Source organism: Mycobacterium sp. 2-64, from assembly GCF_035918375.1.
Taxonomy (GTDB): Bacteria; Actinomycetota; Actinomycetes; order Mycobacteriales; family Mycobacteriaceae; genus Mycobacterium; species Mycobacterium intracellulare.
Genome location: NZ_CP142361.1, coordinates 3,351,867 through 3,377,696, shown reverse-complemented (window position 1 = coordinate 3,377,696; position 25,830 = coordinate 3,351,867). Strand labels below are relative to the sequence as shown.

Genomic DNA, 25,830 nt, shown 5'->3' with positions numbered 1-25,830 from the left:
GCAGGAGCCCCTCGGGATGCGTCATGCGTTACAGTATTACATATGTTGTCAATCCGTAACGAGCTGGATGTCGGGGAGCGGATCCTCGCGGCGGCCGCCAGTTGTGTGGTCGACTTCGGCGTGGACCGGGTGACCCTCGCCGAGATTGCCCGACGCGCGGGAGTCAGCAGGCCGACGGTGTACCGGCGCTGGCCGGACACCCACTCGGTCGTCGCGGCGCTCTTGACCCGGCACGTCACCGAGGTGATGAGCGACGCGCCGCTGCTCGGCGACGACCGGGAATCGCTTGTGCGACAGATCGTTACGGTGGCCGACCTGCTGCGCCAGGACCCGCTGGTGATGTCGGTCCTGCACTCGGAGCTCGCGACCACCTACATCACCGAGCGCCTCGGGACCAGCCAGCGCATGTTGATCGACGCCCTGGCCGCCCGCCTGCGAGTCGCCCAGCGCCACGGCAGCGTCCGGAGCGGCGATCCGGTCCAGATGGCCACCATGGTGTTGCTGATCGCGCAGTCGACCATCCAGTCGGCGCGCATCGTCGCACCGATGCTCGACGCCGACGCGCTGGCCGCCGAGCTGGCCCACTCGCTGAACGGATACCTGTCGTGATTCCTGACCCCACCGCCTTGAACGCCGCGCGGCGCGCCGCCGACCTGACCGCGCTCGCCGAGGGCGAGCCGCTGGACGTCGTGGTGATCGGCGGCGGCATCACCGGCGCAGGGATCGCGCTGGACGCCGCGGCGCGCGGGCTGCGCGTCGCGCTGGTGGAAAAGCACGACCTGGCGTTCGGCACCAGCCGCTGGAGTTCCAAACTCGTCCACGGCGGCCTGCGCTACCTGGCGACCGGCAACGTGGGCATCGCCCGCCGCAGCGCCATCGAGCGCGGAATCTTGATGACCCGCAACGCGCCCCACCTCGTTCGGGCGATGCCGCAGCTGGTGCCGCTGTTGCCGTCGATGAGCCCGGGCAAGCGGGTGCTGGTGCGGGGTGGGTTCCTGGCCGGTGACCTTTTGCGGGCGCTGGCGGGCACGCCGGCCTCGACTTTGCCGAGGTCGCGCCGGATTTCGGCGCGCCGCGTCGTGGAAATGGCTCCCACCGTGCGGCGCGACGGCCTCGACGGTGGGTTGTTGGCCTACGACGGGCAATTGATCGACGACGCCCGGCTGGTCACCGCCGTCGCGCGCACCGCGGCGCAGCACGGCGCCCGGATTCTAACCCATGTGTCGGCGTCACGGGCCACCGGCACCTCGGTGCGGTTGACCGATGCGCGCACGGGCGAGTCCTTCGACGTCTCGGCTCGCGCCGTCGTCAACGCGGCCGGGGTGTGGGCGGGCGAGATCGACGGCTCGTTGAAGTTGCGGCCCAGCCGCGGGACGCACCTGGTGTTCGACGCCGCCACGTTCGGCAATCCGACTGCGGCGCTGACGATTCCGATTCCGGGCGAGCTCAACCGCTTCGTCTTCGCCATGCCCGAGCAGCTGGGCCGGGTCTACCTGGGCCTGACCGACGAGGCGGCGCCCGGCCCGATCCCGGATGTGCCCGAGCCATCGGTCGACGAGATCACGTTCCTGCTCGACACGGTGAACACCGCGTTGGGGACGGGCCTCACCGCCACCGACGTGATCGGTGCCTACGCCGGGCTGCGGCCGCTGATCGACACCGGCGAGGGCCGCACCGCCGACGTCTCCCGCGAGCACGCCGTCGTCGAGTCGGCGTCCGGGGTGATCAGCGTGATCGGCGGCAAGCTGACCGAATACCGGTACATGGCACAGGATGTGCTGGATCGCGCCGTCCGGGTGCGGCGACTGCGCGCCGCGAAATGCCAGACCCGCAACCTGCCGCTGATCGGGGCGCCGGCCAACCCGGGGATCATCGCGGCGCCGGATGTCGGGCTACCCGAGTCGCTGGTGTCGCGCTACGGCGCCGAGGCCGCCAAGGTCGTCGCCAGCGCCGCCTGCGAGCGGCCGAGCGAGCCGGCCGTCGAGGGAATCGACGTCACCCGAGCCGAATTCGAGTACGCGATCACCCACGAGGGCGCGCTGGACGTCTCCGACCTCCTCGACCGGCGGACGAGGATCGGCCTGGTGTCGCGCGATCGGGAGCGGGCCGTCGCGGTGGCCGAGGAGTTTCTGGCGCGGTTCGGTTAGGGCGCCCGCCCGATGTCCTCGTGCCACAGCTCGGGGTGCTCGGCGATGAAGGCGGACATCATTTGTGTGCAGCGCGGGTCATCGACCACGGTGACCGTCACGCCGTGCTGCGCCAGCCATTCGTGCCCGCCGGTGAACGTGCGGGATTCGCCCACCACCAGCGCGCCGATGTTGAACTGGCGCACCAGGCCGCTGCAATACCAGCACGGCGACAGCGTCGTCACCATCACCGTGGAGCGGTAGTCGCGCTGTCTGCCCGCGGCGCGAAACGCGTCGACCTCGGCGTGCAACGACGGATCACCTTGTTGCACACGGCGATTGCGGCCGCGCCCGAGCAGGACGCCGTCGGCGGTGAACAGGGCGGCGCCGATGGGGATGCCGCCCTCGGCCAGCCCGGACCGCGCTTCCTCGAACGCGACGTCCAGCATTGCCGGTGCTGAGAGGCTCACGCGTTCATCCTCCACTACGCTGCAGCGCAGGGATAGGCGATCTCGATACTTGGGATCCGTCGCATCGGAAGGGGCCGAGATGGCGTCGCGGGTTCCCGTGCTCATCGTCGGTGCCGGCGCGGCCGGGCTCGCCACCTCCGCGCTGCTGGCCAAGTATGGGGTCCGGTCGATGCTGATCGAGAAGCGTCGCGAAGTCTTCATCTATCCGAAAGCCCGCAACCTGAGCTTTCGCAGCCTGGAGATTCTGCGCGGTCTGGGGTTGAGCGATCAGGTGCACGCGGTCGCCGATGGGGTTTCCGGCATGGTGGTCAAGCCGACGCTGAACAGCGTGGACCAAGCGCCCGCCATCGACGTCGACGCCATCTTCGCGCCCTTCGTGGGACTCAGCCCGGAACCCCCCGCGCAGTATTGTCCGCAGAGCAAGCTGGAGCCGATGCTGCTGGCCGACACCCGCCGGCGAGGAAGCGAGGTCCGCTACGGAACGGAGCTGGTGTCGCTGGAACAGGACGACGCCGGCGTGACGGTAGTTGTGCGCGAGCGCGATTCGCGAAGTACCGAGACGGTGCGGGCCCAGTACGTCGTCGCCGCCGACGGTGTGCACAGCCCGATCCGCGAGGCGCTCGGCGTGACCACGTCGGGATACGGCGCGCTACCGATCTTCGTCGTTTTCGTCTACTTCAAGGCACCGTGGCGACGGTTCGTTCCGGCTTTGGGCGATGGGGACGGCGTGCAGGTCAAGAACCCCGACGTGGACGGGATCTTTCTGGTGGCGCAGGGCGACCTCGGCATGTTCATCACCACATACCTGCCGGGCGAGGGGGAAACGGCCGAGCAATTCACCGCTGAGCGCTGCGTCGAGCTGCTCACCAAGGCGATCGGCGAGCGAATCGACATCGACGTCATCGAAATTGCACCGTGGCAACCGTACGAGCGGGTTGCCGACCAATTCGCCTGTGGGCGAGTATTTTTCGTCGGCGACGCCGCCCACACCATGCCGCCGTTCAAGGCCGGGGGCGCCAACACCGCGATCCAGAGCGCGGACAACCTGGCCTGGAAGCTCGCAGCCGTGGTGAACGGCGTGGCCGATCCCGCGCTGCTGAGCACGTATCACGCCGAGCGGCACCCGGTCGGGCGGTTCAACGCGCGCCAGTCCTTGACCGGTCCGACGCTGGCGCTGATCAGGCTGGACGACGACCGACCCCAATTGCAGCCGGACGAGGAGGCGCCGATGTTCGCCTTGCTGGCGGGCTACCAATACCACTCGGCTGCAGTCATTTCCGGCGCGCCGGCCCCGGCGGGTCCGGGCACCGTCTCACTGGTGGACGAGCTGCGAGGGCAACCGGGCACCCGGGTCCCGCACGTGTGGGTGCGCGACGGGGTGTCGACGCTCGATCTGCTGGGCCCCGGATTCACCGTGCTGGCAACAGACGAGCGATGGTGCGCGGCAGCGGCTTCGGTGTCGCTGGCCACGCATCGCATCGACAGCCACGAGTGGGCGACGATCACCGGGCTCGCGCCGGACGGGGCGCTGTTGGTCCGCCCGGACGGATTCGTCGGCTTGCGCGCGGAGACGCTGCCGGCCGATCCCGAGGGCGAACTGCGCCGGGCGCTCTCGACGATCCTGGGCCGGCCGCGGACGTAACGTGGCGGCGACTTCTGTCGCGATTTTTCGCCGTGGCGTTACGTCCGCGGTAAGTAGGTGCCTTACAGCGGGATGTTCTTGTGGCGGCCGCGGCGCGCGGGCGCCTGCGCCAGCGCCTCGGTGAGCTTGCTGCGGGTGTGCGACGGGTCGATCTTCTCGTCGACCACGCCGATCTCGATGGCGCTGTCCACGCCCCCGGCGATCCGCTCGTGCTCGGCGGCCAGCTCGTCGTGCAGCGCCTCGCGCTCGTGCTCGGGCGCGGCGGCCAGCTTCTTCTTGTGCAGAATGCCCACGGCGGCCTTGGCGCCCATCACCGCGACCTCGGCGTCCGGCCAGGCGTACACCTTGGTCGCGTTGAGCGAGCGGGAGTTCATCGCAATGTAGGCCCCGCCGTAGGTCTTTCGGGTGACCAGCGTGACGCGCGGAACCGTGCACTCGCCGAACGCGTGCAGCAGCTTGGCGCCGCGGCGCACCACGCCGCCCCACTCCTGGTCGACACCGGGCAGATAACCCGGCACGTCGACGACCACCACCAGCGGAATGCCGAACGCGTCGCACAGACGCACGAAACGCGCTGCCTTCTCGGCGCTTTCGGAGTTCAGGCAGCCGCCGAGGCGCAGCGGGTTGTTGGCCAGCACGCCGACCGTGCGGCCCGACAGCCGGCCCAGCCCGATCACCATCGACGGCGCCCAGTTGGCCTGGAACTCGTCGAACGGCGTCTCGTCGTCGAGGATCGCGGTCACGATCGGGCGCACGTCGTAGGCCCGCCGCGCCGACTCTGGCAGCAGCGCGTGGATGTCGGTGTCACCGGCCTCGGCCTTGGTGCGGTCGAAATGGCCCTGCTGGCAGAACAATCCGACCAGCCGGCGGCCGCGCTCGTAGGCGTCGAGCTCGTCGTCGGCGACGATGTGGCACACCCCGGACTTCTTGTGGTGGGTCTCGGGGCCACCGAGCGAGGCCATGTCAACGTCCTCGCCGGTGACGCTGCGCACCACGTCCGGGCCCGTGACGAACACCCGGCTCTCAGGCGCCATCACGACGACGTCGGTCAGCGCCGGCCCGTAGGCGGCGCCGCCGGCCGCGAAGCCGACGACCACCGAGATCTGCGGGACGTAGCCCGAGGCGCGGATCATCGCCTCGAACACCAGGCCCACCGCGTGCAGCGCCTTCACACCTTCGGCCAGCCGGGCGCCACCGGAGTGCCAGATGCCCACGATCGGGCTCTGCTCCTCGATGGCGGTGTCGTAGGCGTCGACGATGTGCGTGCAGCCCTCGATGCCCATGGCGCCGCCCATCACGGTGCCGTCGGTGCAGAACGCGATGGTGCGCACACCGTTCACGGTCCCGGCGGCGGCAAGCACGCCGGAGCGGTCACGCTCGTGCAGGAGTTCGACGCTGTCGTCGTCGAAGAAATTGCTCAAGCGCAACAGCGGGTCGCGGGGGTCGAGCGACTCGCCGACCGCCTCGGGGGCCGTGATAGTCATCGCAGTCTCCTGATATTCCGGTGTTGCTCGGTCTAGTACCGCCCGAAGGCGATGGCCACGTTGTGTCCGCCGAAGCCGAACGAGTTATTGATTGCGTACTCGTAGTTGCCGGGGCGGGGTTTGCCGGCCACCACGTCCAGGTCGATCTCGGGGTCGAGGTTTTCCAGGTTCAGCGTGGGCGGCACGACCTGGTCGCGCAGCGCGAGCACGGTCAGGATCGATTCGACGGCGCCGACGGCGCCCACGGAGTGGCCCAGGGCGGCCTTGGGGGCGTAGACGGCGGCGTTGCCGCCGTGGGGGCCCAGGGCGTTGTTGATGGCCCTGCCCTCGGCGACGTCGCCGACCGAGGTGCCGGTGGCGTGGGCGTTGACGTGGTGGATGTCGCTGGGGGAGAGCCCGGCGAGCTGGATGGCGCGGGTCATGGCGTGCCCGGCGCGTTCGCCGTTGGGGTCGGGGGCCACCATGTGGTAGCCGTCGGAGGTGATGCTCGCCCCCATGATGCGGGCCAAGATGTTGGCCCCCCGGGCCTTGGCGTGCTCCTCGGTCTCGATCACCATCAGGGCGCCGGCCTCGCCGAACACGAAGCCGGTCCGGTCGCGGTCGAACGGGCGGCACGCGCCGACGGGGTCGTCGTTCTTGGTCGACATCACGATCCGCATCTGGGCGAACGCCGCAATCGGCACCGCTTCGATCTTCGTTTCGACCCCACCACAGATCGCGATGTCGGCTTCGCCGAAGACGATGTTGCGCCACGCCTGGGCGATGCCCTCGGAGCCCGACGCGCACGCCGATATGGGCGTGAGGACCCCGGCCTTGGCGTGCCGTTCCAGACCCACCGCCGCCGACGCGCCGTTGGGCATGTACTTCTGCACACCGAGGGGGGAGACCGCCTTCATGCCACGAGCGCGCATGTCGTCGTAGCTGAAGACCATCTCTTCCGACGAGCCCAAACCGGTACCGATCGACACCAGCAAGCGGTCGCTGTCGACCTCGGGCGAGCCGGCGTTCTCCCAGACCCGCCGGCCCAAGATCGTCGACATCCGTTGCAGGTAGCCCGACCGGCGCAGCTCGACGCGGGTCAGCTGGCTGTCGAATTCCTCTAACAGATGACCGCCGATGCGTACCGGCAGGTCAAACTCCTCGACGAACGGGTCCTCGAGTTTGCGGATACCACTTTGGCTGTCCAGCAACAGCTTCCAGGTGGTCTCGGCGTCAGTCGCCAGTGCGGTCGTCATGGCAACGCCAGTGACGACCACGTTCGGGAGGGTCTTCCCGGTAACCAGCTCTGTCATGGGTCTTGCGAACGTTCCTTTCCTGCTAAGTGGTGACCGCGAACCCGGCGGGGCCGGGACGCGGGTCGCCACCTTCCGTGGTGTCCGGCTCCTCCTCGGGCCGTTTGCGGCCCGCGTCGTCGCCGGACGCCAGCTCTAGTAACGCCCGAAGGCGAGTGCCACGTTGTGGCCACCGAAGCCGAACGAGTTGTTGATCGCGTAACGGAAATCGCCGTAGCGAGGTTCGCCCGCAACAACATCCAGGTCGATCTCGGGGTCGGGGGTTTCGTAATTGAGGGTGGGTGGAATGACGCCGTCGCGCAGGCTCAGCACCGTGAGCACCGACTCCAGCGCCCCGACCGCACCGATCGAGTGGCCCAGCGCCGACTTCGGCGCGTAGACCGCCGCCTGCTGGCAACCGGCGACGCGGATGGCGTTGGCCTCCGCGGTGTCACCGATCGGCGTGGCGGTCCCGTGCGCGTTGACGTGGTCAACGTCCTTGGGGGACAACCCCGCCAGCTCTAGCGACCGCGTCATCGCCCGACCCGCACGCACACCGTCGGCCGCCGGGGCCACCATGTGGAACGCGTCCGACGTGATGCCGGCACCCATCAACCGGGCCAGCGGCTTGGCGCCGCGGGCCTTGGCGTGCTCCTCGGTCTCGATGAGCATCAGCGCACCGGCCTCGCCGAACACGAAGCCGTCGCGGTCCTTGTCGAACGGCCGCGATGCGCGCTCGGGCTCATCGTTGCGAGTCGACATGGCCCGCATCATCGAAAACGCCGCGATCGGCAGCGCCTCGATGGGGCCCTCGACGCCACCGCACACGGCGACGTCCGCGTCACCCATGACGATCTGACGCCAGGCGTGGGCGATCGCTTCGGAGCCCGACGAACACGCCGACACCGGGGTGATCACCCCGGCGCGGGCGCCGAGCTGCAGGCCCACCACGGCGGCGGCGCCGTTGGGCATGATCATCTGGACGGCCAGCGGCGACACCTTGCGGGGGCCGCCCTCGTTCATCAGGTCGTAGCTCTCCACGATCCTTTCGGCGCCACCGAGGCCGGTGCCGACCACGACCGAGAACCGGTCGGGATCGAGCTCCGGGTTGCCGGCGCTCTCCCACAGCTGGGTGCTGAGCAGCTTGGCCAGCCGTTGGACGTACGACATACGTCGCATGTCGAGCCTGCTCATCTGCTCGTCGATGGGCTCCTTGAGGTGTCCACCGATCCGGACGGGCAGGTCCCACTTGGTGATGTAGTCGTCTTCGAGGACGTGGATGCCGCTTTCGCCGGCCAACAAACCCTTCCACGTGCTCTCGACGTCCGGCGCGATCGACGTCGTCGCCGTGACGGCGGTTACCACAACGCTGGGGTAACCGCCGTTAGCAGTGGAAGGCTTACTCACTTGGTGTCCGCTTCCAGCCTTGCCTTGACGTTGGCGACCGCGTCGGGGTTCTCGGTCTCCAGCTTGGCGCGCAGCGCCTCGGCAGCCTCGGGGTTCTCTTCCTCGAGCTTCTGGATGTAGGAGACGACGTCACCGACGGTACGCAGACCGGCGAGGTCCTCGTCCGGGATCTTGACGCCGTACTTGTCCTCGGTCTGCACGGCGATCTCGACCATCGACAGCGAGTCGATGTCCAGGTCGTCGACGAAGGACTTCTCCGGGGTGACCTCGGAGGGCTCGATACCGGTGACCTCTTCGATGATCTCGGCGATACCGGCGATGATTTCTTCCTGGCTGACAGCCACAGCGTGCTTCCCTTCGTAATGTGTTGTGAGATAGTCGAACTGACGTGCTATGTGGTTGTACTGGATGCGGCCGACTTAGAGCTCGGCCAAAGCGTCCAGGTCTGCGGGCGACTTGACGGCGCGAGCCGTAACTCCCCGAAGTTCTCGTTTGGCGATACCGGTGAGCGTGCCCGCGGGCGGGAACTCCACGGCCGCACCGACTTCCAGCTCGCGCAGCGTCGCGGTGCACAGGTCCCAGCGCACCGGCCGGGTCAGCTGGGCGACCAACGCCTCCATCGCCGCGGCGGCCGAGGCGACGGGCTTGCCGTCGCGGTTCGACAGCAGCGTCGCGGTGGGCTCGGACGTCTGGACGGCGGCGGCCGCGGCGGCATAACCGTCGAGCGCCGACGCCATGTACTTGGTGTGGAACGCACCGGCCACCCCCAGCGCGCGCACGCGGGCCTTGGCCGGCGGGTCTTCGGCGAGCTTCTCCAACGCGTCCAGCGAGCCGGCGGCGACGATCTGCCCGGCGGCGTTGCGGTTGGCGGGGAACAGGTCGAGCTGCTCGAGGCGGGCGAGGACCTCGGCCTCGTCACCGCCGAGCACCGCGGACATGCCGGTGGGCTCGACGGCACACGCCTTGGCCATCTCGGCGCCCCGGGTGGCGGCCAGGGCGACGGCGTCGTCCGCGGCCATCACGCCGGCGATCGCGTAGGCGGCGATCTCACCGACGGAGTGACCGGCCACGACCAGGTCTTCACCGGCGAGCAGGCCGCGCTTGGTCAGTTCCTGGTGTGCGAGCAGCGTGGCCGCGACGACCAGTGGCTGGGTGACCGCGGTGTCGGTGATCTCGTCGGTCGATGCGGTGGTGCCCAGGCGCACGAGGTCGAGGCCGCTGGCCTTGGACCACAGCGCCAACTGGTCGGCGGCGCCGGCGAGCTCCAGCCACGGCGAGAGCATCCCCTCGGTCTGCGAACCCTGTCCGGGCGCAAGCAATGCAATCACGTGTTTAAGAGAACACTGTGGAAACGGTTTTGGCGGGTGTAACAGATTATGAACCTCGTCTTAGGTTTTTGTGTACACCCTACAAAACGGCTCCGTAAGCTACGGGTTTGATATCGTCCCGCGACCTGTCGCCTGGGTCACTATCACCCGATCTGGCCCACCGCAGCCCCTTTGACCGGCAGCGGAACGACGGGCATGGCGTTGTTGGCGGCGCTGGCGGGATGCGTCGGATAGTTGAGCTGGCCCACCGTCGCCGCCACTCGCAGGACATATGCGTCACGCGGCTGCATGGGATCGCGCCCGGTGAAGTCGGTGATCCGCTTGAGTCGGTAGCGCACCGTGTTTGGATGAACGAACAACTTTCTGGCACAGGCTTCAATCGCGCCGCCACAATCTAAGTAAGCGTCAAGAGTTTCGATGAGCGTCGGGCCGGCGTCGGCCAGCGGCCCCATCACGTCGGTGTGCAGCGCCACGATCGCCGACGCGTCGCCCATCAGGGCCCGTTCCGGCAGGAGCTCGCGCGCCAGCACGGGACGCGGCGCCCCGCGCCAGCCACCGACGGCGTTCATCCCGGATATCGCCTCGCTGGCGCTGTGGTAGGCCGCGGTCAGCATGGGCGCCGTCGGCCCGACGACCACGGGGCCGTCGGCGAACGCGGCCAGCAGCTCCCCGAGGAACTTGTCGGTCGGCGACAATTGCCCGGACACGATGGCGACCAGCCAGGTGCCGTGCACGTCGGTGAGGGCCGCGCGGCCGTGTTGCGCGGCGATGTCGCGGACGTGCTGGCTCGCGCGCTCACTGTCGCCGGGGCCGGTCGACCCGTCGCGCCCGGGCGCCGGGGTTCCGACCACCACCGTCGCGGGCTCGGTGGTGTCCCAGTTCAGGGCGGCCGCGCGGGACAGCAGTTCCGGGCCGGTGTCGCCGCGGACCACCGCGTCGACCACGCTGGCCTCCATCCGGCTGTCCCAGGTGCCGCGCGCCTCGGCCGCGTCGGCGTACGCCCCCGCCGCGGTGAACGCCAGGTCGCGGGTGTACTTCAGGATGCCCACGGTCAGCGCGGTCAGCTGCTCCTCGGAGCGGGCCAGCAGCGGGACGACCTCCTCGAAGATGTCCATGGTGACGCGGACCATGTCGACGCTGTGGCGCAACGCGATCCGGCGCTGCAGCTCCTGGGGCACCAGCTCGAAGGCCTGCGCGGTGTAGCTGACGTTGCTGTGTGGGTCTTGCATCCATTCGACGAAGTTCACGACCGCCGTCTGCACCACCAGCGCGACGCTGGCCCGCTGGGACGCCTCCAGCTCGGCGAAGAACGGCAACCGGTCCTGCATGGCGTTGACCGCCTCGGTGGCCAGCCGCCCGGAGTACTGCTTGAGCCGGCGCAGCACGGAGTCGGGCACCGAATCCAGCGTTTCCAGCGGCGACCGGGGATGCTTGGCGAACGGACCGGCGAAGGGATTGTCACTCACCCCTAAAACGTACGCGACTTTTCTGGAAGTTTCCGCCAAAGAGGCGCGTGGCGCCGTGCTCGAACGTGCGGCTGGCCGCACGTTCGGCACTCAATGTGCGGCTGGCCGCACGCTCGGCGAGTGGCGGCCGGTGGATGGCTGGAGCGCCCGGGGAGTCACGCGCCAGCCCTTATGCCAGCCTTATGCCAGCCCTTAGGCCACGCCGGGGTCCGACGTCTGCTCCGGCGCGGCCTGCACGTCGTCGATCCGGTACTGGCGGGCGGCGGCCACCGGCACCGAGGGGTCGATCTCGCCGTCGCGGGCCAGCGCCTCGAGCACGGCCACCACCTGCGACTCGGCGTCGGTGTTGAAGTACCGCCGCGCCGCGGGCCGGGTGTCGGAGAAGCCGAACCCGTCGGTCCCCAGGGTGACGTAGGTGCCGGGCACCCACGGCCGGATCTGCTCGGGAACGGCGCGCATCCAGTCCGAGACGGCGACCACCGGGCCGACGGCGTCCGACAGCGCCTGGGTGACGTACGGGACGCCCGCCTGCCGGTCCGGGTAGCGCAGCCTCGCCCTGTCCACCGCGACGCCGTCGCGGTTCAATTCGCCCCAGCTGGTCACCGACCACACGTCGGCGGCGACGTCCCATTCGGCGGCCAGCATCTTCGCGGCGTCCAGCGCCGCCGGCATCGCCACCCCCGACGCCAGGATCTGTGCCTTGTTCGCGCGCTGTTCGGTGGCGACGTGGTAGCGGTACAGGCCCCGCAACACGCCCTCGGGATCGAAGTTGTCCGGCTCGGGCGGCTGCACGTACGGCTCGTTGTAGACGGTGATGTAGAAGAACACGTTCTCGGGGTCCTGCCCGAACATCCGGGCCAGCCCGCTTTCCACGATGTAGGCGATCTCGTAGGCGAACGCCGGGTCGTAGGCGACCACCGCCGGGTTGGTGCTCGCCAGCAGCAGCGAATGCCCGTCGGCGTGCTGCAGGCCCTCGCCGGTGAGCGTGGTGCGTCCCGCGGTTGCCCCCAGCAAGAAGCCGCGCGTCATCTGGTCGGCGGCCGCCCACAGGCCGTCGCCGGTGCGCTGGAACCCGAACATCGAATAGAAGATGTAGATCGGGATCATCGGCTCGTTGTGCGTCGCATACGAGGTGCCGGCCGCGATGAACGACCCCACCGACCCGGCCTCGTTGATGCCCTCGTGCAGGATGTGGCCGACTTCGCTTTCCTTGTAGGCCAACATCAGATCGGCGTCCACGGCGGTGTACAGCTGGCCGTTGCGGTTGTAGATCTTCAGCGACGGGAACCACGAGTCCATGCCGAACGTGCGCGCCTCGTCGGGAATGATCGGCACGATGCGCGGGCCAACTTCCTTGTCCCGCAACACTTCCTTGAAGGTGCGCACCGTCGCCATGGTGGTGGCGACCTCCTGGGTGCCCGAGCCCTTCTTCAGCGCGGCGTAGATGTCGCGGCTGGGCAGCCGCAACGCCTTGGCCTTCGTCCGACGCTCGGGAAGGTAGCCCCCGAGGGTGCGCCGGCGGTCGATCATGTAACGGATCTCCGGGGCGTCGGAGCCGGGGTGGAAGTAGGGCGGCAGGTACGGATCCTCTTCCAGCTGAGCGTCGTTGATCGGTATCCGCATGGCGTCGCGAAAGTCCTTGAGGTCTTGCAGCGCAAGCTTTTTCATCTGGTGCGTGGCGTTGCGGCCCTGGAAGTGCGCGCCCAGCGAGTAGCCCTTGATGGTCTTCGCCAGGATCACCGTGGGCTGCCCCTTGTGGTCGACGGCGGCCCGGTAGGCGGCGTAGACCTTGCGGTAGTCGTGGCCGCCGCGCTTGAGATTCCAGATCTCGGAATCGCTCATGTTCGCGACGAGTGCCTTGGTGCGCGGGTCGCGCCCGAAGAAGTGGTCGCGCACGTAGGCGCCGTCGTTGGCCTTGTAGGTCTGGTAGTCCCCGTCGGGCGTGGTGTTCATCAGGTTCACCAGCGCGCCGTCGCGGTCGGCGTGCAGCAGGGCGTCCCACTCGCGGCCCCAGACCACCTTGATGACGTTCCAGCCGGCGCCGCGGAAGAACGACTCGAGTTCCTGAATGATCTTGCCGTTGCCGCGCACCGGGCCGTCGAGGCGCTGCAGGTTGCAGTTGATCACGAACGTCAGGTTGTCCAGGCCCTCGAGCGCGCCGACGTGCAGCAGGCCGCGGCTTTCCGGCTCGTCCATCTCGCCGTCGCCCAGGAAGCACCACACGTGCTGGTCGGAGGTGTCCTTGATGCCGCGGTCGTGCAGGTAGTGGTTGAACCGGGCCTGATAGATCGCGTTCATCGGGCCCAGACCCATCGACACCGTGGGGAATTCCCAGAAGTCGGGCATCAGCCGCGGGTGGGGGTAGGACGGCAGGCCGCCGCCGGGATGGCTGTGCTCCTGGCGGAAGCCGTCGAGTTGGTCGGTCGTCAGCCGGCCCTCCAGGAACGCCCGCGCGTAGATGCCGGGGGAGGCGTGGCCCTGGATGAACACCTGGTCCCCGCCGCCGGGATGCGACTTGCCCCGGAAGAAGTGGTTGAAGCCGACCTCGTAGAGCGCCGCGGACGACGCGTAGGTCGAAATGTGGCCGCCCACACCAACTCCCGGGCGCTGGGCGCGGTGCACCATGATCGCGGCGTTCCAGCGGATCCACGCCCGGTAGCGCCGTTCGACGTCCTCGTCGCCGGGAAACCACGGCTCCAATTCGGTGGGAATGGTGTTGACGTAGTCGGTGGACGTCAGCGACGGAATGGCGACGCGCTGCTCGCCCGCCCGCTCCAGCAGCCGCAACATCAGATAGCGCGCCCGCGACGGGCCGGAGCGCGCCAGCAGTTCATCGAAGGACTCCAACCACTCCGAGGTCTCTTCGGGATCGATGTCGGGGAGGTAGGAAGCCACCCCCTCGCGGATCACCCGGACGCGGTCGGGTTCGGTTGCGCTGTTGGGACTTGTGGCCAGATCGTGGCGCACGAATTCGGTTGTCAACCCACTACTCCTGTAATTGGCGGGATGTGTGACGTGAGGGCGGGTCGCGCCCTCTCCACCATCGTGCCGCACGGGTGTTTCAGGCGGGCAGCCGCCATCTGGTAGCCGTCAAAGGCTCACCCGGTGCGCGTCAACTCGGCGTGTATGGGGCGGGTGCACAAGCCACCCGGTAACGTCAGGCCTGTGCTCATCCGGTGGCGTGCCGTCCCCCCGAGGCAGGTGGGGGCTTTCCCCCGGCGTGGCGCGTTGGCCCTGGGCTGTGTCGCCGCCGCGCTGATGGGCATCGTGGGATGCACCTCCGTCACCAACGGAACGGCGACCCCGGACACCAAAGTCGCCCCCGCCTACCGCCAGTCGGTGTCCGCGTCGGTGTCGGCCTCGTCGGCGACGTCGAGCGTCCGGGAGTCCCAGCGCCAGCAGTCGCTGACCACCAAGGCGGTGCGTACCGCCTGCGCCTCGCTGATCACCACCAGCAAGAACGCGATCGACAAGACCAACGAATTCGTCCAGGCGTTCAACTCGGGCCGCGGCACCGGCCCCACCGAGGGCCCGGCGATCGACGCCCTCAACGACAGCGCCACCACGGTGGCCAACAGCTTCAATGATGCGATGTCGCAGCAGATCAAGGACGCGTTCAACGCGTACATCGACGCCGCGCACTCGGTGGCCAACGCCATTGGCACACACGCGGGGACGTCGGAATTCAACAAACGCGTCGATCAGCTCAACGACACGAAAAAGAAGGCGATCAAACTCTGCTTGGCAACGTAATGAGGCGGAAGTGTGAACGGGGTTCGCGCTGTGCGACGATAATCCCGAAGCGCACATCGCGAGGGAATTGAAGGAGGCTCCACGGTGGTCGCGGCGGATCACGCCCCGAGCTACGCTCGCAAACTGGGCATCCAACCCGACCATGTTGTCCAGGAGTGGGGCTGGGACGAAGACACCGACGATGAGATCCGCGCGGCGGTCGAGGAAGCCTGCGGCAGCGAGCTGCTCGACGAGGACACCGACGAGGTAGTCGACGTCGTGCTGCTGTGGTGGCGCGACGGCGACGGCGACCTGGTGGACACGCTGATGGACGCGATCGGCCCGCTCGCCGAGGATGGCGTGATCTGGGTGCTGACCCCCAAGACCGGGAAACCGGGACACGTGCTGCCGGCCGAGATCGCCGAGGCGGCCCCCACCGCCGGTCTGATGCCGACCTCGTCGGTCAACCTGGGGGATTGGGCCGCCAGCCGTCTGGTGCAGCCCAAGTCCCGGGCCGGGAAGCGTTGATGCTGTCGGTCGGCACCGCCGCCCCGGACTTCACTCTGCGCGACCAGAATCAACAACGCGTCACGTTGAGCTCCTACCGCGGCGCCAAGAACGTGCTGCTGGTGTTCTTCCCGCTGGCGTTCACCGGGATCTGCCAGGGCGAGCTGGACCAGCTGCGGGATCATCTGCCCGACTTCGAGAACGACGACAGCGCGGTGCTGGCCATCTCGGTGGGCCCGCCGCCCACGCACCGGGTCTGGGCGCTGGACAGCGGCTTCACCTTCCCGGTGCTGTCGGATTTCTGGCCGCACGGCGCGGTCAGCCAGAGCTACGGCGTGTTCAACGAGGACGCCGGCTACTCCAACCGCGGGACGTTCGTCGTCGACCGGGCCGGGATCATTCGATTCGCCGAGATGAAACAGCCCGGTGAGTCGCGCGATCAACGGTTGTGGACCGACGCCCTGGCGGCCTTGCGGGCCTGATTTTGGGGACTTGGCCGGCGGGCGGGTAGCCTGCCCGCAGCAACGGGCGCGTAGCTCAGTGGTAGAGCTCTGGTTTTACACACCAGCGGTCGGCGGTTCGATACCGTCCGCGCCCACCACTAAAACACCAGCTAGACAGCAATTTCGGAGCGATTCCGGTCTACGCCGGATGCCTGATCGGGCGGCCAAGTTGCCAATATGTTGCCAAGGGGCGAGGACTAGTTGTCGGCCGAGGTGTCGGCGCCCGGCGATAACCTGGCAGCCGTGAGCGGTACCGGCGACGTGGACGACAACCAACCCCAGCCAACCGGATGCCTGGTGGCGTTCAAACTCAACAACTCGGACCAGCCGCCGGAGCGGGCCATGCTCAGCTCGCGCGACGGCAACAGGGTCTACGTCCGCGCGGTCGACCCGTGCGACCCCCAGCCTCCGAACATCCGAGCGTCTCCCGGTGACGAAGGGACGGTTCTAAAGAACGACCTCGCCGAGTTATACGTCCGAAGGGTAGCTGCGGCTGACGACCCCTTGGACGATGGCGTTCCTCTCTTCACCGGGGACGAAGTGGCTGTGATGGAGCACATTTCTCACATCAGCCACCACACCGCCATGGAGGGCGATGAAGGTTACCTACTGTGGCAACGAATTGTGCCGACTCGCGAGGAGCCAGGAAGGGTGTTCGCGCGGACCCTGCGGCACGACGAACCCGACGACGGACGCCGCGCGCATGTGCGCCCTGGTGACCAACTTATTCTTGACGATATCCGCCTGGAAATCGACTATGTTGACCAATGGGAAGGCGAAGGGGTCACCGGTTATGTGCCGCTGACGCCCGTCTTGTTCACCTGGATGCGCTTCGGTACTGGCCATTCCGAGGACAAGCAACGGTACCTGCTCTCAGCGGCCAGGCGGCTGGACCGGGCACAGACCCTCTTCGAAAGGGTCGGCGAGTTGCGGGACCAACTGCAGAACCGGCCCCCCGAGGGGGCACCTGCGCTCCGGCGCGCGGCGTTCGAGCTCATCGGCACGACGGAGATGGCCATCGTCGCGTTGAATCGGGCGATGACCATGTGCGCGGACGCAATGGACGCGATCGGAACGAGTGTCTCGCTGCCGATGACGATCACCAACTTGCGTGAGTGCGTGGTACAGATTCGTGACTCTTACGAGCACATCGATGAGCGCGCGGTCGGCGAGGTTCGACGCAATCCAAACATCAATGCGCACAGTATTTTTGATCATGATCAGATCGTCGCGAATGGTGTGATCACTTATGGTGGGTATTACTTGGATCTCGCGACCGACGTGCCCGACCTCATCACCGCCGTTCGGCAGTACCTCAAAGACGCCGCCGCCGAAACGCTGCCCTCCAACAGTTCGACCAGCACGGTCAGCGGCTCCGCATAACCGAATCGGAGTTGTCAGCCGAACAGCGCCGACCCGGCCGCGTGCAGCTCGGCGGCCTTGACGTGGGTATAGATGCGCAACGCGACCTCGGGGCTATGGCCGTGCCAGGCGGCAACCACATGGGGCGCGACACCACGGTCAAACATCAGGCTGACGCTGGTGTGCCGCAGGCCGTGCAAGGTAATCCGGCGCAGCCCGGCCCGCTCGCGCAGCCGGTCGAACGTGTCCGAATACCAGTCACGGCGAACGGGTCTGCCGTCCTCGTGCACGGCCACTAAGCGGTCATCCGACCATGACACACCGAGGGCCAGGGCCTCGGCGCGCTGGTGTGTCTTGAGGCTGCGCAGCGCCTCGGTCACGTCGGCCGGTAGGGGCAGCGACCGCTTGGACCGCTCGGACTTGGGGTCATCCTCCACCGCCTGGCCGCCGACGTTCACCCGACCCTTGCGCACGCGCAGCGTGCCGGTGTCGAGATTGATTGCGCTCCACCGCAACCCGACCACCTCACTGCGACGCATCCCGTAAAGGGAGCACAGCCACAGCCCGAACAACCGATCATCAGCCACCGCCGCGCGGAACGTCTCGGCCTCGGCCAGCGTCCACGCACGTTCGGCGTCGTCGTCGCTGTCGTCCTGGCCCTCGGCGTCGTTGGCGTCGCGGTCCTTCGGGCGGTCCACCAGCGCAACGACATTGCGCGCGAGCACGCCCTGGTCCAGGAGCATGTACTGGCCGCGCTCGGTGTCGATGACGGCGGCGCAGCAGTGTGCAGCTCGCCAACATTCGCGCCGGTCTCCGGGAGGTGCCGCCAGTGGCCGCGCCCAAGCGGCCCGTACCGGCCTGACTTCACCCGGTCGTTGTCCGTGCCTCGGCGGCGGCGACCGCGCGACAACACCGACGACGACGACACCGAGGGAGAACCGAACATGACGACGACCACATCCGACGGCTGGGCGGTGGATTACTGCCCGCAGTGCTGCCCGGCCGGTGGTCAGGCCGACAGGCCGGTGCGCCTGGCCGCGATGACCGCGCCTTACGCGGTGACAGCCGGGCGTGGCCGGCGGGCGCTATGCAAGTACCGCTGCGCGAGCTGCGGGCACACTTGGCGGCGCGACGACCTGTGGACGGCTAAGACTGTCGGCCTGCCAGCGGCGTGACCCGCCGGGCACTGATCTATGAAGCCGATGGCCTGGCGTGATTGGTGACCCTGCTCAGTCCCAGCGGAATAGCTGACGGTAAAGCGCCTCGGTGGGGTGCGGTTCCGGCGGCCTGTATCCGGTATCGGTCACTTTGCCGAGCAGCTCGGCGGCGTCGGGAGCGTTCACCGGCTTGGTGCACATGATCAGGTGCGTGAACAGGTCAACGTACTCCAGGCTTGCTCTGAACAGCTCCACGGCGGTAGTGGCGACCTCGGCCACAGTCGTCGGCTGGCCGAAGATCGCGTTAGGCGGTGTGGTGCGCCAGACCCCGAGGCGGTCTACCAACTCCTGGGTCAACTCGACGTCCGTCTGGCCGAGGTCAATCGCGATGGCCTGGCTATTGCCGTAGGTCCGGTTGGTAAATGAGCCGGTGGGCAGGACGGCATCGTGAATACGGTTGCGCAACTGGGAGCAGGCGAACGCGAACCGCTGCAACTCATGCAACCGGGGCAGCTGTGGCGCACTGGGGTAGTTGGGGTCCACGTAATCATCGAGCGTCTTGGACGAGTGCAGCGACTTGCGCAAGTCCTTGCCCGATGTCGGATCGAGCCAGCGCACAAAGGCGCGCCCGTAGCCATCGAACACGGCCATCAGGTACAGCAATTCGCGGTCGAACGCCTCGCTGACGAACTCGATGGTGTCCGCCGTGGGGGCGGCGTCGCGCCCGTTGGTTCGGCTCAGTGCTGCAATCACCTCGTCGAGCGCGCGAGCTGCCCGGCGGATTCGTGTCCGTATGGTGTCGATCTCGGCGACCGCCTGGAAGTCTCTGAGCTGAACGGCGACGATGCGGAACATGTCCAGCCAGCCGAGCAAGCTGGCCAGGCCGATGTCGTACACCTCCTTCACCGAAGGAGGCTCCATCTTCTGGGTAATGCTGATGGACTGCCCACCCGACCGGTATTCGGCGACGGTTCTGTTACCGGTCATTCGCAGGTAATGGCCAAACACTGGGTGCAAATCGTCGGGTGTGACCGTGGTGACGATGTCGTTGTCGCCCACATCGGCGCGCCCCACGGTTGGCGCGAGCGACACGACGACGTCGGTGCCCAGGCCGAAGCCGGTGGCGGCGAGTACCGCCCCGCGTATGCGGTCATCACTGCTCAAGCCCGTCGCCGACGTGTTTTGTGCATCGAGCAGGGCGTAGACGTCGAAGAAGCGGCACTTGCGCCATCCCCAACTCTCTTCACCATGCATGGTCGAGACGCTGAACTCCACCGAGTCCAGGAAGCGGCCTGCGCTTTGCGGGTCGGTGTAGTGGATGACGTAATGCTCTTCGATCTCGCACGCCTCTATCCAGGCGGTGGCCAGTGCAGCGTCGTCATCCTCGAACACCATCAGCATCGGGGTGACGACATCCCGGCGCAGGACGTGCACTAGGTCCTCGTAGTCGGCGGGCTGCGGGCCTAGCGTGCGTAGGTCCAGGCCCACGACGAGAGGCCGTGTCGCGGGTGTGATCGGGAACAGCTGTGGATGCTCCTTGGCGACTGCGCGGGGGTAGCGGAGGAACTTCGCGTGCGGGCCGTCCGAGGGGATCACCGGAGCGGTCTGGGCGGCGGTAGACGAGGCCATGATTCTCATTGTCGCGCGGGTGTCCGACACTTTCGGACGTGTCCTCTTGGTCTGTCCGTCGCGTGTCGAACACCGTCCGCCGTGTTGCCACCAAGTTGCCAAGACAGAGGCGAACGGGGCGAACGCAGTGGACAAGGTGGACAAACGAACCACCGCTGAGCTGGACATATCGGACACCGACGGACACAGGTTCACACGTTCCGGTCCGTTTACACACCAGCGGTCGGCGGTTCGATACCGTCCGCGCCCACTCCTTTTGGCGGTTCGCGGCCGTAACGTGGGGGCGACTTTAGGCGCCGATTTTCGCCCTGCCGTTACGTGCGCGGCCCTATCCGGAGGGCCGGTACTCGGGCCCCGAAATCCAGGCCCGGGCGCCGGCGAGCACCGCGGCGTGCACCGCCCGGGCGATCCGGGCGCCGAACACCGAGCGCGGCCCGCCGTAGGTCTCCTCGGCCCCGTCCGTCGGGCAGTGCACGACGATCGCGTCCGACGCGGTTCCGGTGGCGCGCACCCCGACCTCGTGCAACGCCTGCGCCTTGGCCTCCGTGGCGGTGGCCACGGCGTTGACCAGGGCCGCCCCGGACAGCCGCACCGGCACCGCGACCACGATGTTGATGGTCCCCACCCGGTACCCGTCGCCATCGGTGAGCGGCCGGTACTCGACGATCTCGTAGTCGGTGAACGCGGTCGTGCGCAGGCCGGCCGGCACCTCCCGGCGGAAGTGCCGGTCGGGCGCGGCCGCCCAGGCGGGGCTGGACAGCCCGACCGTCGCGGTGGCGTGCACACCGCCGTCGGCGGCGAGGTGGTGACGGGTCACGTCGACCGCGGTGAGCAGCCCGCAGCCGGTGCCGGCGAGACCCAGCGCGGAGCCGATCTCGGTCAGGTGGCGGTCCGGGTCGGTCCGGTCGTAATCCAGGGGGACCGTCGCGTTGACCAACCAGTCGCGAGCGCCGACGCCGCCGCCGAGCGGGCCCGACGAGATGCACAGCCGGGGCTCGCGGAATTGCCAGACGAGCAACGGGATCGACCGACTGTGTTCCACTCGCGTGGTCAACCTGGGATCCATGGTCACATCCTCGCGTGCCGACCCACCCCGCGCGTCGCCGGTGTCACCGACGGCGGCACTATGAAGCGCGTGAAACCGTTCCGCATCGACGTTTCCGACGAGGTTCTCGACGATCTGCGCGCGCGGCTGGCCCGAACCCGTTGGCCCGAGGCCGAATGCGTCGACGACTGGAGCCAGGGCATGCCGCTGGCCTACACCCGCGAGCTGGCCGACTATTGGGCCAACGACTACGACTGGCGGGCGCGGGAGGCCGCGCTCAATCGCTTCGACCACTTCATCACCGAGATCGACGGGCTCGACATCCATTTCATCCACCAGCGCTCGCCGCACGAGGGCGCCTTCCCGTTGGTGATCACCCACGGCTGGCCGGGCTCGATCGTGGAGTTTCACAAGGTGATCGAGCCGCTGACCAACCCCGCGTCGGGTCGCGCCGAGGACGCCTTCCACGTCGTGTGCCCGTCGCTGCCGGGCTACGGGTTCTCCGGCAAGCCCAACGGCGCGGGCTGGGGCGTGGAAAAGATCGCCGAGGCGTGGGAAACGCTGATGGTGCGCCTGGGCTACGAGCGCTACGGCGCCCAGGGCGGCGACTGGGGCGCCGCGGTCACCACCCAGATCGGCCGCAACCGGGGCCACTGCGCGGCCATCCACCTCAACATGCCGGTCGGCAGGCCCACCAAGGAAGCGCTGTCGAATCCCACCGAGGAGGAGCGGCAAGCCATGGCCGGGTTGGCCAATCACCGCAAATGGGGCACCGGCTACTCCAAGCAACAGTCCACCCGGCCGCAAACGCTGGGCTACGGGTTGGCCGATTCGCCGGTGGGCCAGCTGGCGTGGATCGTCGAAAAGTTCTGGGACTGGGCGGATTGCGACGGGCATCCCGAGAACGCGGTCAGCCGCGACGAGCTGCTCGACAACGTGATGGTCTACTGGGTGACCAACACCGCCGCGTCCTCGGCCCGCCTGTACTGGGAGAGCTTCGCGGTGTGGGGTAGGGGAGACCGCGTCGAATTGCCCACGGGCGTCGCGGCTTTCCCCGGCGAACTGCTCAAGGCGCCGCGCAGCTGGTGCGAGCCGGTCTACAACATCACCCACTGGACCGACATGCCGCGCGGCGGGCACTTCGCGGCGTTCGAGGAACCGGAGCTGTTCGTCGAGGATCTGCGCGCGTTTTTCGCGACGGTGCGCTGAATCAGCCCGGCGGGGCGAAGAACTCGAGCGCGATGCCATCGGGATCACGGAAACTGAGGCCCGAGCCGTAGGGGGCGTCCACGATGCCGCCGTGCTCGATGCCCAGTTCGCCCAGCCGGGTGACCCAGTTCTCCAGCTCGGCGCGCCCGGCGCAGCCGAAGCCGACGTGGTCCAGGCCCACGCGGTGTTCGCTGAATCGTTCGTCGGGGGCCGCGCGGTCGTGCTGGTGAATTCCGAAGACGGTGCCGCCGTCGAGCATCCACACCTGGTGCCGGAAGCCGGCGTCGGTGTGCTCGTCGAGCATCGGGTCGGTGCCGAGCAGGTTGCGATACCACTGGCCGCTGACTTCGATGTCGCGCACGGTGACCGCGACGTGGTTGAGCGCTGGGAAAGCCATGGTGTCGACTCTAGCCCCGGACGCGCCGGTAGGCCCGGCGTGCCCGAGATCGCCTGCCCCACAGGCAAAGTGATGCGACCCGGGTCGCGCGCCGGGCGCCTCGTGGGGACGGTCACCTCCGGTGTGAGACGCTGCCGGGGTGTTTGCGACGCCCCGCACGGCCGGCGTGCTGGTCGGTTACCTGGCCGATCGCGCGCTGGGCGACCCGCGACGCGGCCACCCCGTCGCCGCGTTCGGCACGGCCGCCGCCGCGCTGGAGAGCCTGACCTACCGCGAGAGCAGGGCCGCCGGCGCCGTCCATGTCGGCCTGCTGATCGGGTCGTTGGGACTGCTGGGAGCGGCGGCGCAACGGGCCGCCGGGCGCGGCGGCCGGCCGTGCTCGATCGCGGTGACCGCCGCGGCCACCTGGGTCTGCCTGGGCGGAACGTCGTTGGCGCGCACCGGGCTGGCCATGGCGGAGCTGCTGGAGCGCGGCGACGTCGAGGGCGCGCGCGGGCTGCTGCCGTCGCTGTGCGGGCGCGACCCCGCGTCGCTGGACGGCGCGGGCCTGACCCGGGCGTCACTGGAATCGGTCGCCGAGAACACCTCCGACGCCCAGGTGGCGCCGCTGCTCTACGCGGCGGCCGGCGGGGTGCCCGCGGTGCTGGCCTACCGCGGCGTCAACACCCTGGACGCCATGGTCGGCTACCGGTCGCCGCGCTACCTCCGATTCGGTTGGGCCGCAGCGAGATTGGACGACGTCGCCAACTACATTCCCGCGCGGGTGACGGCGTCGCTGGCGGTGCTGTCGGCGCCCCTGGTCGGCGGCTCAGCGTCGGGGGCGGCGCGGGCGTGGCGGCGCGACGCCGGCCGCCATCCCAGCCCCAACGCCGGCGCCGTCGAGGCGGCGTTCGCCGGGGCGCTGGGTGTGCGCCTGGGCGGGCCCACCCAATACCGTCACGAGCTGCAGATCCGGCCGACGCTCGGTGACGGCCGGGAACCCACCGTGGCCGACCTGCGGCGCGCGGTCGCGCTGTCGTCGCTGGTGCAAGCGGGCGCCGCGCTGCTGGCCGGGCTGCTGTCGGGTTATCGGCGTCGGCCGTAACGGTCGGCGAGTTTGTCCTCCACCGTCTGCGGTGCCTCGGGGGCGGGCGCCGACGCGGCGGAGGGTGACTGCTTTTCCTGGCGGCGCGCCCGGATCTCGGAATAGGCGAAGTAGCCCAACCCGATCGGGGCGAGGATGCCGAACGCGATCCACTGGATGCCATAGGACAGGAACGGGCCGGCGTCCAGCTGCGGCACGCCGACCAACCCGAGGCCGCCGGGCTGACCGTCGACCAATTGCAGATAGGACCCGGCCAGCGGGACCTTGGTCAGCACGTCGATCTGCCCGGTGTCGATCGAATACACCTGCTGCACACCGTCTCCCACGAACGGATCCTTGCCCGCCACGGGGGGCTCCGAGTTGCGCAGCCGCGCCGTGACGGTCACCGTGTCGGCGGGCGGGCGGGGGATCGGCGGAACGCGAGATCCCTCCAACGGACGCACGTAACCGCGGTCGACCAGCACGGTGGGGCCGCCGTCGACGACGAAGGGCGCCAGCACCTCGAAGGCCGGTTTGGAGTCGATCACCCGCAGCCGGGCCAGCACCTGGACGTCGGGCAGGTAATGCCCGGTCGCGGTGACCTGACGCCACTGATGGCCGGGGGCGGCCGAGTTCTGCTGCGGCAGCAGGGTTTTCACCGGGACGGGCGCGGTGTTCAGGGAGTGCTCGATTTGGTGGTTCTCCCGCGAGGTCCTGTTGTGCTTGCCCAGCTGCCACGGCGCGAGCACCGTGAAGCACAGATAGGCGAACGCGATGACCACCAGTGCCAGCACGATCCAGCCCGGGCGCAGCACGAACGCCAACCTGCGCATCACCCCGACCCGTTCTGCGCGAGGCGTTCATCGACCCAGTCGTGCAGGCCGGGCAGCGCGGCCTCGATGACGGTGTAGACGCGTTCGAAGTCGCTGGTGTCACCGTAGTAGGGGTCGTCGACGTCGGGGGTGTGCGCGCCGGTGCGCGGATCGAAAGACCGCAGCATCTTGACGCGGTCCTCGTCGGCGCCCAGGTGCCGCAGCATCCGGGCGTGGTTGCGGTCCAGGGCCACCACCAGATCGGCCGCCAGGTGCTCGGCGTCGACCTGCGCGGCGCGGTGCTCGGTCGGGTAGCCGTGGGCGCGCAGCACGCCGGCGGCCCGCTCGTCGGCGCACTCGCCGACGTGCCAGTTGCCGGTGCCGGCGCTGCTCACCCGCACCGCGTCGCCCAGACCCCGGCGGCGCAATTGGTCGGCGAACATCTTCTCGGCCATCACCGACCGGCAGATGTTGCCGGTGCACACGAACGTGATGTGCAGCGGCTCGCGCTCAGACACCCAGGGCCCTCCGTAGCTCGTCGACGGTCGCGGCGTGCGTCACCCCGCTGAACGTGTCGGCGCGGCCGTACCCCCAGCCGACCACCACCGTGTCGATGCCGTGCGCGGCGGCGCCGTGCACGTCGTGGCTGCGGTCGCCGACCATCAGCACCCGCTCGGGCAGCGGCTCCAGCTGCGAAAGCGCATGGGCGAGCACCTCGACCTTGGCTTTGCGGGAGCCGTCGGGGCTCGCCCCGGCGATGACCTCGAAATGGTGGTCGAGCCCGAAATGGGCGAGGATGCGCCGCGCGGTGGGTTCCAGCTTGGAGGTGGCCACGGCCAGCCGGACGCCGGCGGCGCGCAGATCGACCAGCAGCGCCTCGATGCCGTCGAAGAGCGCGTTCATCGCCCACCCCCGGGCGCCGTACTCCGCGCGGAAGGCCGCGATCGCCTCCTCGGCGGCGTCGCCGAGCTCCATGGACCGGAAGGTGTCGTCCATCGGCGGGCCCACGATCTGGGCGACGAGGTCGCCCGGGGGCACCGGGGCGCCGATGTGATCGAGCGCATGCAGGAAGCTGGCCACGATGCCCTCCGCGGAGTCGGTCAGCGTGCCGTCGAGATCGAAGATCACCAGCTGCGCCCCTGGGGCTTGGCGATCGGTGGACGTTGCGCCTGTCACCTCACCATTGTCCTCGATGGGCGCGGACGGGTACGACGGTGTTG

Annotated in this window: 25 protein-coding genes and 1 tRNA gene; 11 read left to right on the top strand and 15 right to left on the bottom strand. The window is 68.6% G+C overall.

What is annotated here, in order from left to right; translation table 11 throughout:
• Positions 1–42: 42 nt before the first annotated feature.
• Both QGN31_RS15825 and QGN31_RS15820 read left to right on the top strand, forming a co-directional pair.
• Positions 43–609 carry a TetR/AcrR family transcriptional regulator gene (locus tag QGN31_RS15825; protein WP_009957851.1) on the top strand — a complete coding sequence of 189 codons (567 nt, stop codon included), beginning with the start codon at positions 43–45 and terminating at the stop codon, positions 607–609.
• Positions 606–2,147, top strand: a complete 1,542-nt coding sequence (locus tag QGN31_RS15820; protein WP_043954758.1) for a glycerol-3-phosphate dehydrogenase/oxidase — start codon at positions 606–608, stop codon at positions 2,145–2,147. Before QGN31_RS15825 ends, QGN31_RS15820 begins: the two co-directional genes overlap by 4 nt.
• Here QGN31_RS15820 and QGN31_RS15815 read toward each other — a convergent pair.
• Complete coding sequence (locus QGN31_RS15815; protein WP_008255903.1) at positions 2,144–2,575, bottom strand: nucleoside deaminase; 432 nt, start codon at positions 2,573–2,575, stop codon at positions 2,144–2,146. The two genes, QGN31_RS15820 and QGN31_RS15815, sit on opposite strands and share 4 nt — an antisense overlap.
• Positions 2,576–2,675: 100 nt before the next feature.
• Here QGN31_RS15815 and QGN31_RS15810 point away from each other — a divergent pair, with 100 nt between their 5' ends.
• On the top strand, positions 2,676–4,238 hold the full coding sequence (locus QGN31_RS15810; RefSeq protein WP_014941773.1) for an FAD-dependent monooxygenase: 1,563 nt from the start codon (positions 2,676–2,678) through the stop codon (positions 4,236–4,238).
• A 62-nt stretch (positions 4,239–4,300) separates the two neighbouring features.
• Here the strand turns inward: QGN31_RS15810 and QGN31_RS15805 are convergent, their stop codons facing one another.
• From QGN31_RS15805 to aceE, 7 genes are all read right to left on the bottom strand, one after another.
• Positions 4,301–5,722: an acyl-CoA carboxylase subunit beta gene (locus tag QGN31_RS15805; protein ID WP_008255905.1), complete on the bottom strand. Its 1,422-nt coding sequence runs from the start codon at positions 5,720–5,722 to the stop codon at positions 4,301–4,303.
• Positions 5,723–5,754: 32 nt separating this feature from the next.
• Positions 5,755–7,014 (bottom strand): 3-oxoacyl-ACP synthase KasB, encoded by a 1,260-nt coding sequence (kasB, locus tag QGN31_RS15800; RefSeq protein WP_008255906.1) that lies wholly within the window; start codon positions 7,012–7,014, stop codon positions 5,755–5,757.
• 135 nt (positions 7,015–7,149) lie between these two features.
• Complete coding sequence (gene kasA / locus QGN31_RS15795) at positions 7,150–8,400, bottom strand: 3-oxoacyl-ACP synthase KasA (protein ID WP_008255907.1); 1,251 nt, start codon at positions 8,398–8,400, stop codon at positions 7,150–7,152.
• The gene (acpM, locus tag QGN31_RS15790) at positions 8,397–8,744 is read right to left on the bottom strand and encodes a meromycolate extension acyl carrier protein AcpM (protein ID WP_008255908.1); all 348 of its coding nucleotides are present in this window, start codon (positions 8,742–8,744) and stop codon (positions 8,397–8,399) included. The genes kasA and acpM overlap by 4 nt, the downstream gene beginning before the upstream one ends.
• Positions 8,745–8,819: 75 nt before the next feature.
• Positions 8,820–9,728 carry an ACP S-malonyltransferase gene (locus QGN31_RS15785; protein ID WP_008255909.1) on the bottom strand — a complete coding sequence of 303 codons (909 nt, stop codon included), beginning with the start codon at positions 9,726–9,728 and terminating at the stop codon, positions 8,820–8,822.
• A gap of 143 nt (positions 9,729–9,871) precedes the next feature.
• Positions 9,872–11,194 (bottom strand): PucR family transcriptional regulator, encoded by a 1,323-nt coding sequence (locus QGN31_RS15780; RefSeq protein ID WP_008255910.1) that lies wholly within the window; start codon positions 11,192–11,194, stop codon positions 9,872–9,874.
• 192 nt (positions 11,195–11,386) lie between these two features.
• On the bottom strand, positions 11,387–14,176 hold the full coding sequence (gene aceE, locus QGN31_RS15775) for a pyruvate dehydrogenase (acetyl-transferring), homodimeric type (RefSeq protein WP_008255911.1): 2,790 nt from the start codon (positions 14,174–14,176) through the stop codon (positions 11,387–11,389).
• A gap of 183 nt (positions 14,177–14,359) precedes the next feature.
• Between aceE and QGN31_RS15770 the strand changes: the two genes are divergently transcribed.
• The 5 genes from QGN31_RS15770 (at position 14,360) to QGN31_RS15750 (ending at position 17,319) form a co-directional block, all read left to right on the top strand.
• Positions 14,360–14,947: a hypothetical protein gene (locus tag QGN31_RS15770; RefSeq protein WP_036390648.1), complete on the top strand. Its 588-nt coding sequence runs from the start codon at positions 14,360–14,362 to the stop codon at positions 14,945–14,947.
• Positions 14,948–15,031: 84 nt separating this feature from the next.
• Entirely contained in the window at positions 15,032–15,454 is a 423-nt protein-coding gene (locus QGN31_RS15765) for a DUF3052 domain-containing protein (RefSeq protein WP_008255913.1), read from the top strand.
• The gene (locus QGN31_RS15760; RefSeq protein ID WP_014384530.1) at positions 15,454–15,915 is read left to right on the top strand and encodes a peroxiredoxin; all 462 of its coding nucleotides are present in this window, start codon (positions 15,454–15,456) and stop codon (positions 15,913–15,915) included. Before QGN31_RS15765 ends, QGN31_RS15760 begins: the two co-directional genes overlap by 1 nt.
• A gap of 44 nt (positions 15,916–15,959) precedes the next feature.
• A tRNA-Val gene (locus tag QGN31_RS15755) sits at positions 15,960–16,034 on the top strand.
• Positions 16,035–16,179: 145 nt separating this feature from the next.
• A complete protein-coding gene (locus tag QGN31_RS15750) occupies positions 16,180–17,319 on the top strand; it encodes a light-mediated development protein DET1 (RefSeq protein WP_158020466.1) in 1,140 nt (379 codons plus the stop codon).
• 14 nt (positions 17,320–17,333) lie between these two features.
• Here the strand turns inward: QGN31_RS15750 and QGN31_RS15745 are convergent, their stop codons facing one another.
• Positions 17,334–18,041 (bottom strand): site-specific integrase, encoded by a 708-nt coding sequence (locus QGN31_RS15745; protein ID WP_014941775.1) that lies wholly within the window; start codon positions 18,039–18,041, stop codon positions 17,334–17,336.
• A 201-nt stretch (positions 18,042–18,242) separates the two neighbouring features.
• Between QGN31_RS15745 and QGN31_RS15740 the strand changes: the two genes are divergently transcribed.
• Positions 18,243–18,473: a hypothetical protein gene (locus QGN31_RS15740; protein ID WP_083863042.1), complete on the top strand. Its 231-nt coding sequence runs from the start codon at positions 18,243–18,245 to the stop codon at positions 18,471–18,473.
• Between the two features lie 54 nt (positions 18,474–18,527).
• Here QGN31_RS15740 and QGN31_RS15735 read toward each other — a convergent pair whose 3' ends face one another.
• Positions 18,528–20,084, bottom strand: a complete 1,557-nt coding sequence (locus QGN31_RS15735; RefSeq protein WP_052322841.1) for a hypothetical protein — start codon at positions 20,082–20,084, stop codon at positions 18,528–18,530.
• Between the two features lie 328 nt (positions 20,085–20,412).
• Entirely contained in the window at positions 20,413–21,150 is a 738-nt protein-coding gene (locus tag QGN31_RS15730) for an adenosylcobinamide amidohydrolase (protein WP_179960070.1), read from the bottom strand.
• A gap of 60 nt (positions 21,151–21,210) precedes the next feature.
• Here QGN31_RS15730 and QGN31_RS15725 point away from each other — a divergent pair, with 60 nt between their 5' ends.
• Positions 21,211–22,338 (top strand): epoxide hydrolase family protein, encoded by a 1,128-nt coding sequence (locus tag QGN31_RS15725; RefSeq protein WP_008255919.1) that lies wholly within the window; start codon positions 21,211–21,213, stop codon positions 22,336–22,338.
• Position 22,339: 1 nt separating this feature from the next.
• Here the strand turns inward: QGN31_RS15725 and QGN31_RS15720 are convergent, their stop codons facing one another.
• On the bottom strand, positions 22,340–22,735 hold the full coding sequence (locus QGN31_RS15720) for a VOC family protein (RefSeq protein WP_014941778.1): 396 nt from the start codon (positions 22,733–22,735) through the stop codon (positions 22,340–22,342).
• A 139-nt stretch (positions 22,736–22,874) separates the two neighbouring features.
• Between QGN31_RS15720 and QGN31_RS15715 the strand changes: the two genes are divergently transcribed.
• Positions 22,875–23,819, top strand: a complete 945-nt coding sequence (locus tag QGN31_RS15715) for a cobalamin biosynthesis protein (protein ID WP_008255923.1) — start codon at positions 22,875–22,877, stop codon at positions 23,817–23,819.
• On the opposite strand, the gene QGN31_RS15710 is transcribed toward QGN31_RS15715, so the two are convergent.
• The 3 genes from QGN31_RS15710 to QGN31_RS15700 are packed head-to-tail and all read right to left on the bottom strand — an operon-like array spanning position 23,801 to position 25,786.
• A complete protein-coding gene (locus QGN31_RS15710; protein WP_043954762.1) occupies positions 23,801–24,631 on the bottom strand; it encodes an SURF1 family cytochrome oxidase biogenesis protein in 831 nt (276 codons plus the stop codon). The two genes, QGN31_RS15715 and QGN31_RS15710, sit on opposite strands and share 19 nt — an antisense overlap.
• Entirely contained in the window at positions 24,631–25,065 is a 435-nt protein-coding gene (locus tag QGN31_RS15705; protein WP_230493385.1) for a low molecular weight protein-tyrosine-phosphatase, read from the bottom strand. The genes QGN31_RS15710 and QGN31_RS15705 overlap by 1 nt, the downstream gene beginning before the upstream one ends.
• Before the next feature lie 55 nt (positions 25,066–25,120).
• Positions 25,121–25,786 carry an HAD-IA family hydrolase gene (locus tag QGN31_RS15700; RefSeq protein WP_026071565.1) on the bottom strand — a complete coding sequence of 222 codons (666 nt, stop codon included), beginning with the start codon at positions 25,784–25,786 and terminating at the stop codon, positions 25,121–25,123.
• Positions 25,787–25,830 lie beyond the last annotated feature (44 nt).

Bases quoted from the DNA above. Each gene is read 5' to 3' on its own strand.
- QGN31_RS15825 (WP_009957851.1), top strand. From the start codon at position 43: ATGTTGTCAATCCGTAACGAGCTGGATGTCGGGGAGCGGATCCTCGCG.
- QGN31_RS15815 (WP_008255903.1), bottom strand. From the start codon at position 2,575: ATGCTGGACGTCGCGTTCGAGGAAGCGCGGTCCGGGCTGGCCGAGGGC.
- QGN31_RS15810 (WP_014941773.1), top strand. From the start codon at position 2,676: ATGGCGTCGCGGGTTCCCGTGCTCATCGTCGGTGCCGGCGCGGCCGGG.
- QGN31_RS15805 (WP_008255905.1), bottom strand. From the start codon at position 5,722: ATGACTATCACGGCCCCCGAGGCGGTCGGCGAGTCGCTCGACCCCCGC.
- kasB (WP_008255906.1), bottom strand. From the start codon at position 7,014: ATGACAGAGCTGGTTACCGGGAAGACCCTCCCGAACGTGGTCGTCACT.
- QGN31_RS15760 (WP_014384530.1), top strand. From the start codon at position 15,454: ATGCTGTCGGTCGGCACCGCCGCCCCGGACTTCACTCTGCGCGACCAG.
- QGN31_RS15745 (WP_014941775.1), bottom strand. From the start codon at position 18,041: ATGCTCCTGGACCAGGGCGTGCTCGCGCGCAATGTCGTTGCGCTGGTG.
- QGN31_RS15740 (WP_083863042.1), top strand. From the start codon at position 18,243: ATGACGACGACCACATCCGACGGCTGGGCGGTGGATTACTGCCCGCAG.
- QGN31_RS15735 (WP_052322841.1), bottom strand. From the start codon at position 20,084: ATGGCCTCGTCTACCGCCGCCCAGACCGCTCCGGTGATCCCCTCGGAC.
- QGN31_RS15730 (WP_179960070.1), bottom strand. From the start codon at position 21,150: ATGGATCCCAGGTTGACCACGCGAGTGGAACACAGTCGGTCGATCCCG.
- QGN31_RS15725 (WP_008255919.1), top strand. From the start codon at position 21,211: ATGAAGCGCGTGAAACCGTTCCGCATCGACGTTTCCGACGAGGTTCTC.
- QGN31_RS15720 (WP_014941778.1), bottom strand. From the start codon at position 22,735: ATGGCTTTCCCAGCGCTCAACCACGTCGCGGTCACCGTGCGCGACATC.
- QGN31_RS15710 (WP_043954762.1), bottom strand. From the start codon at position 24,631: ATGCGCAGGTTGGCGTTCGTGCTGCGCCCGGGCTGGATCGTGCTGGCA.
- QGN31_RS15705 (WP_230493385.1), bottom strand. From the start codon at position 25,065: ATGGCCGAGAAGATGTTCGCCGACCAATTGCGCCGCCGGGGTCTGGGC.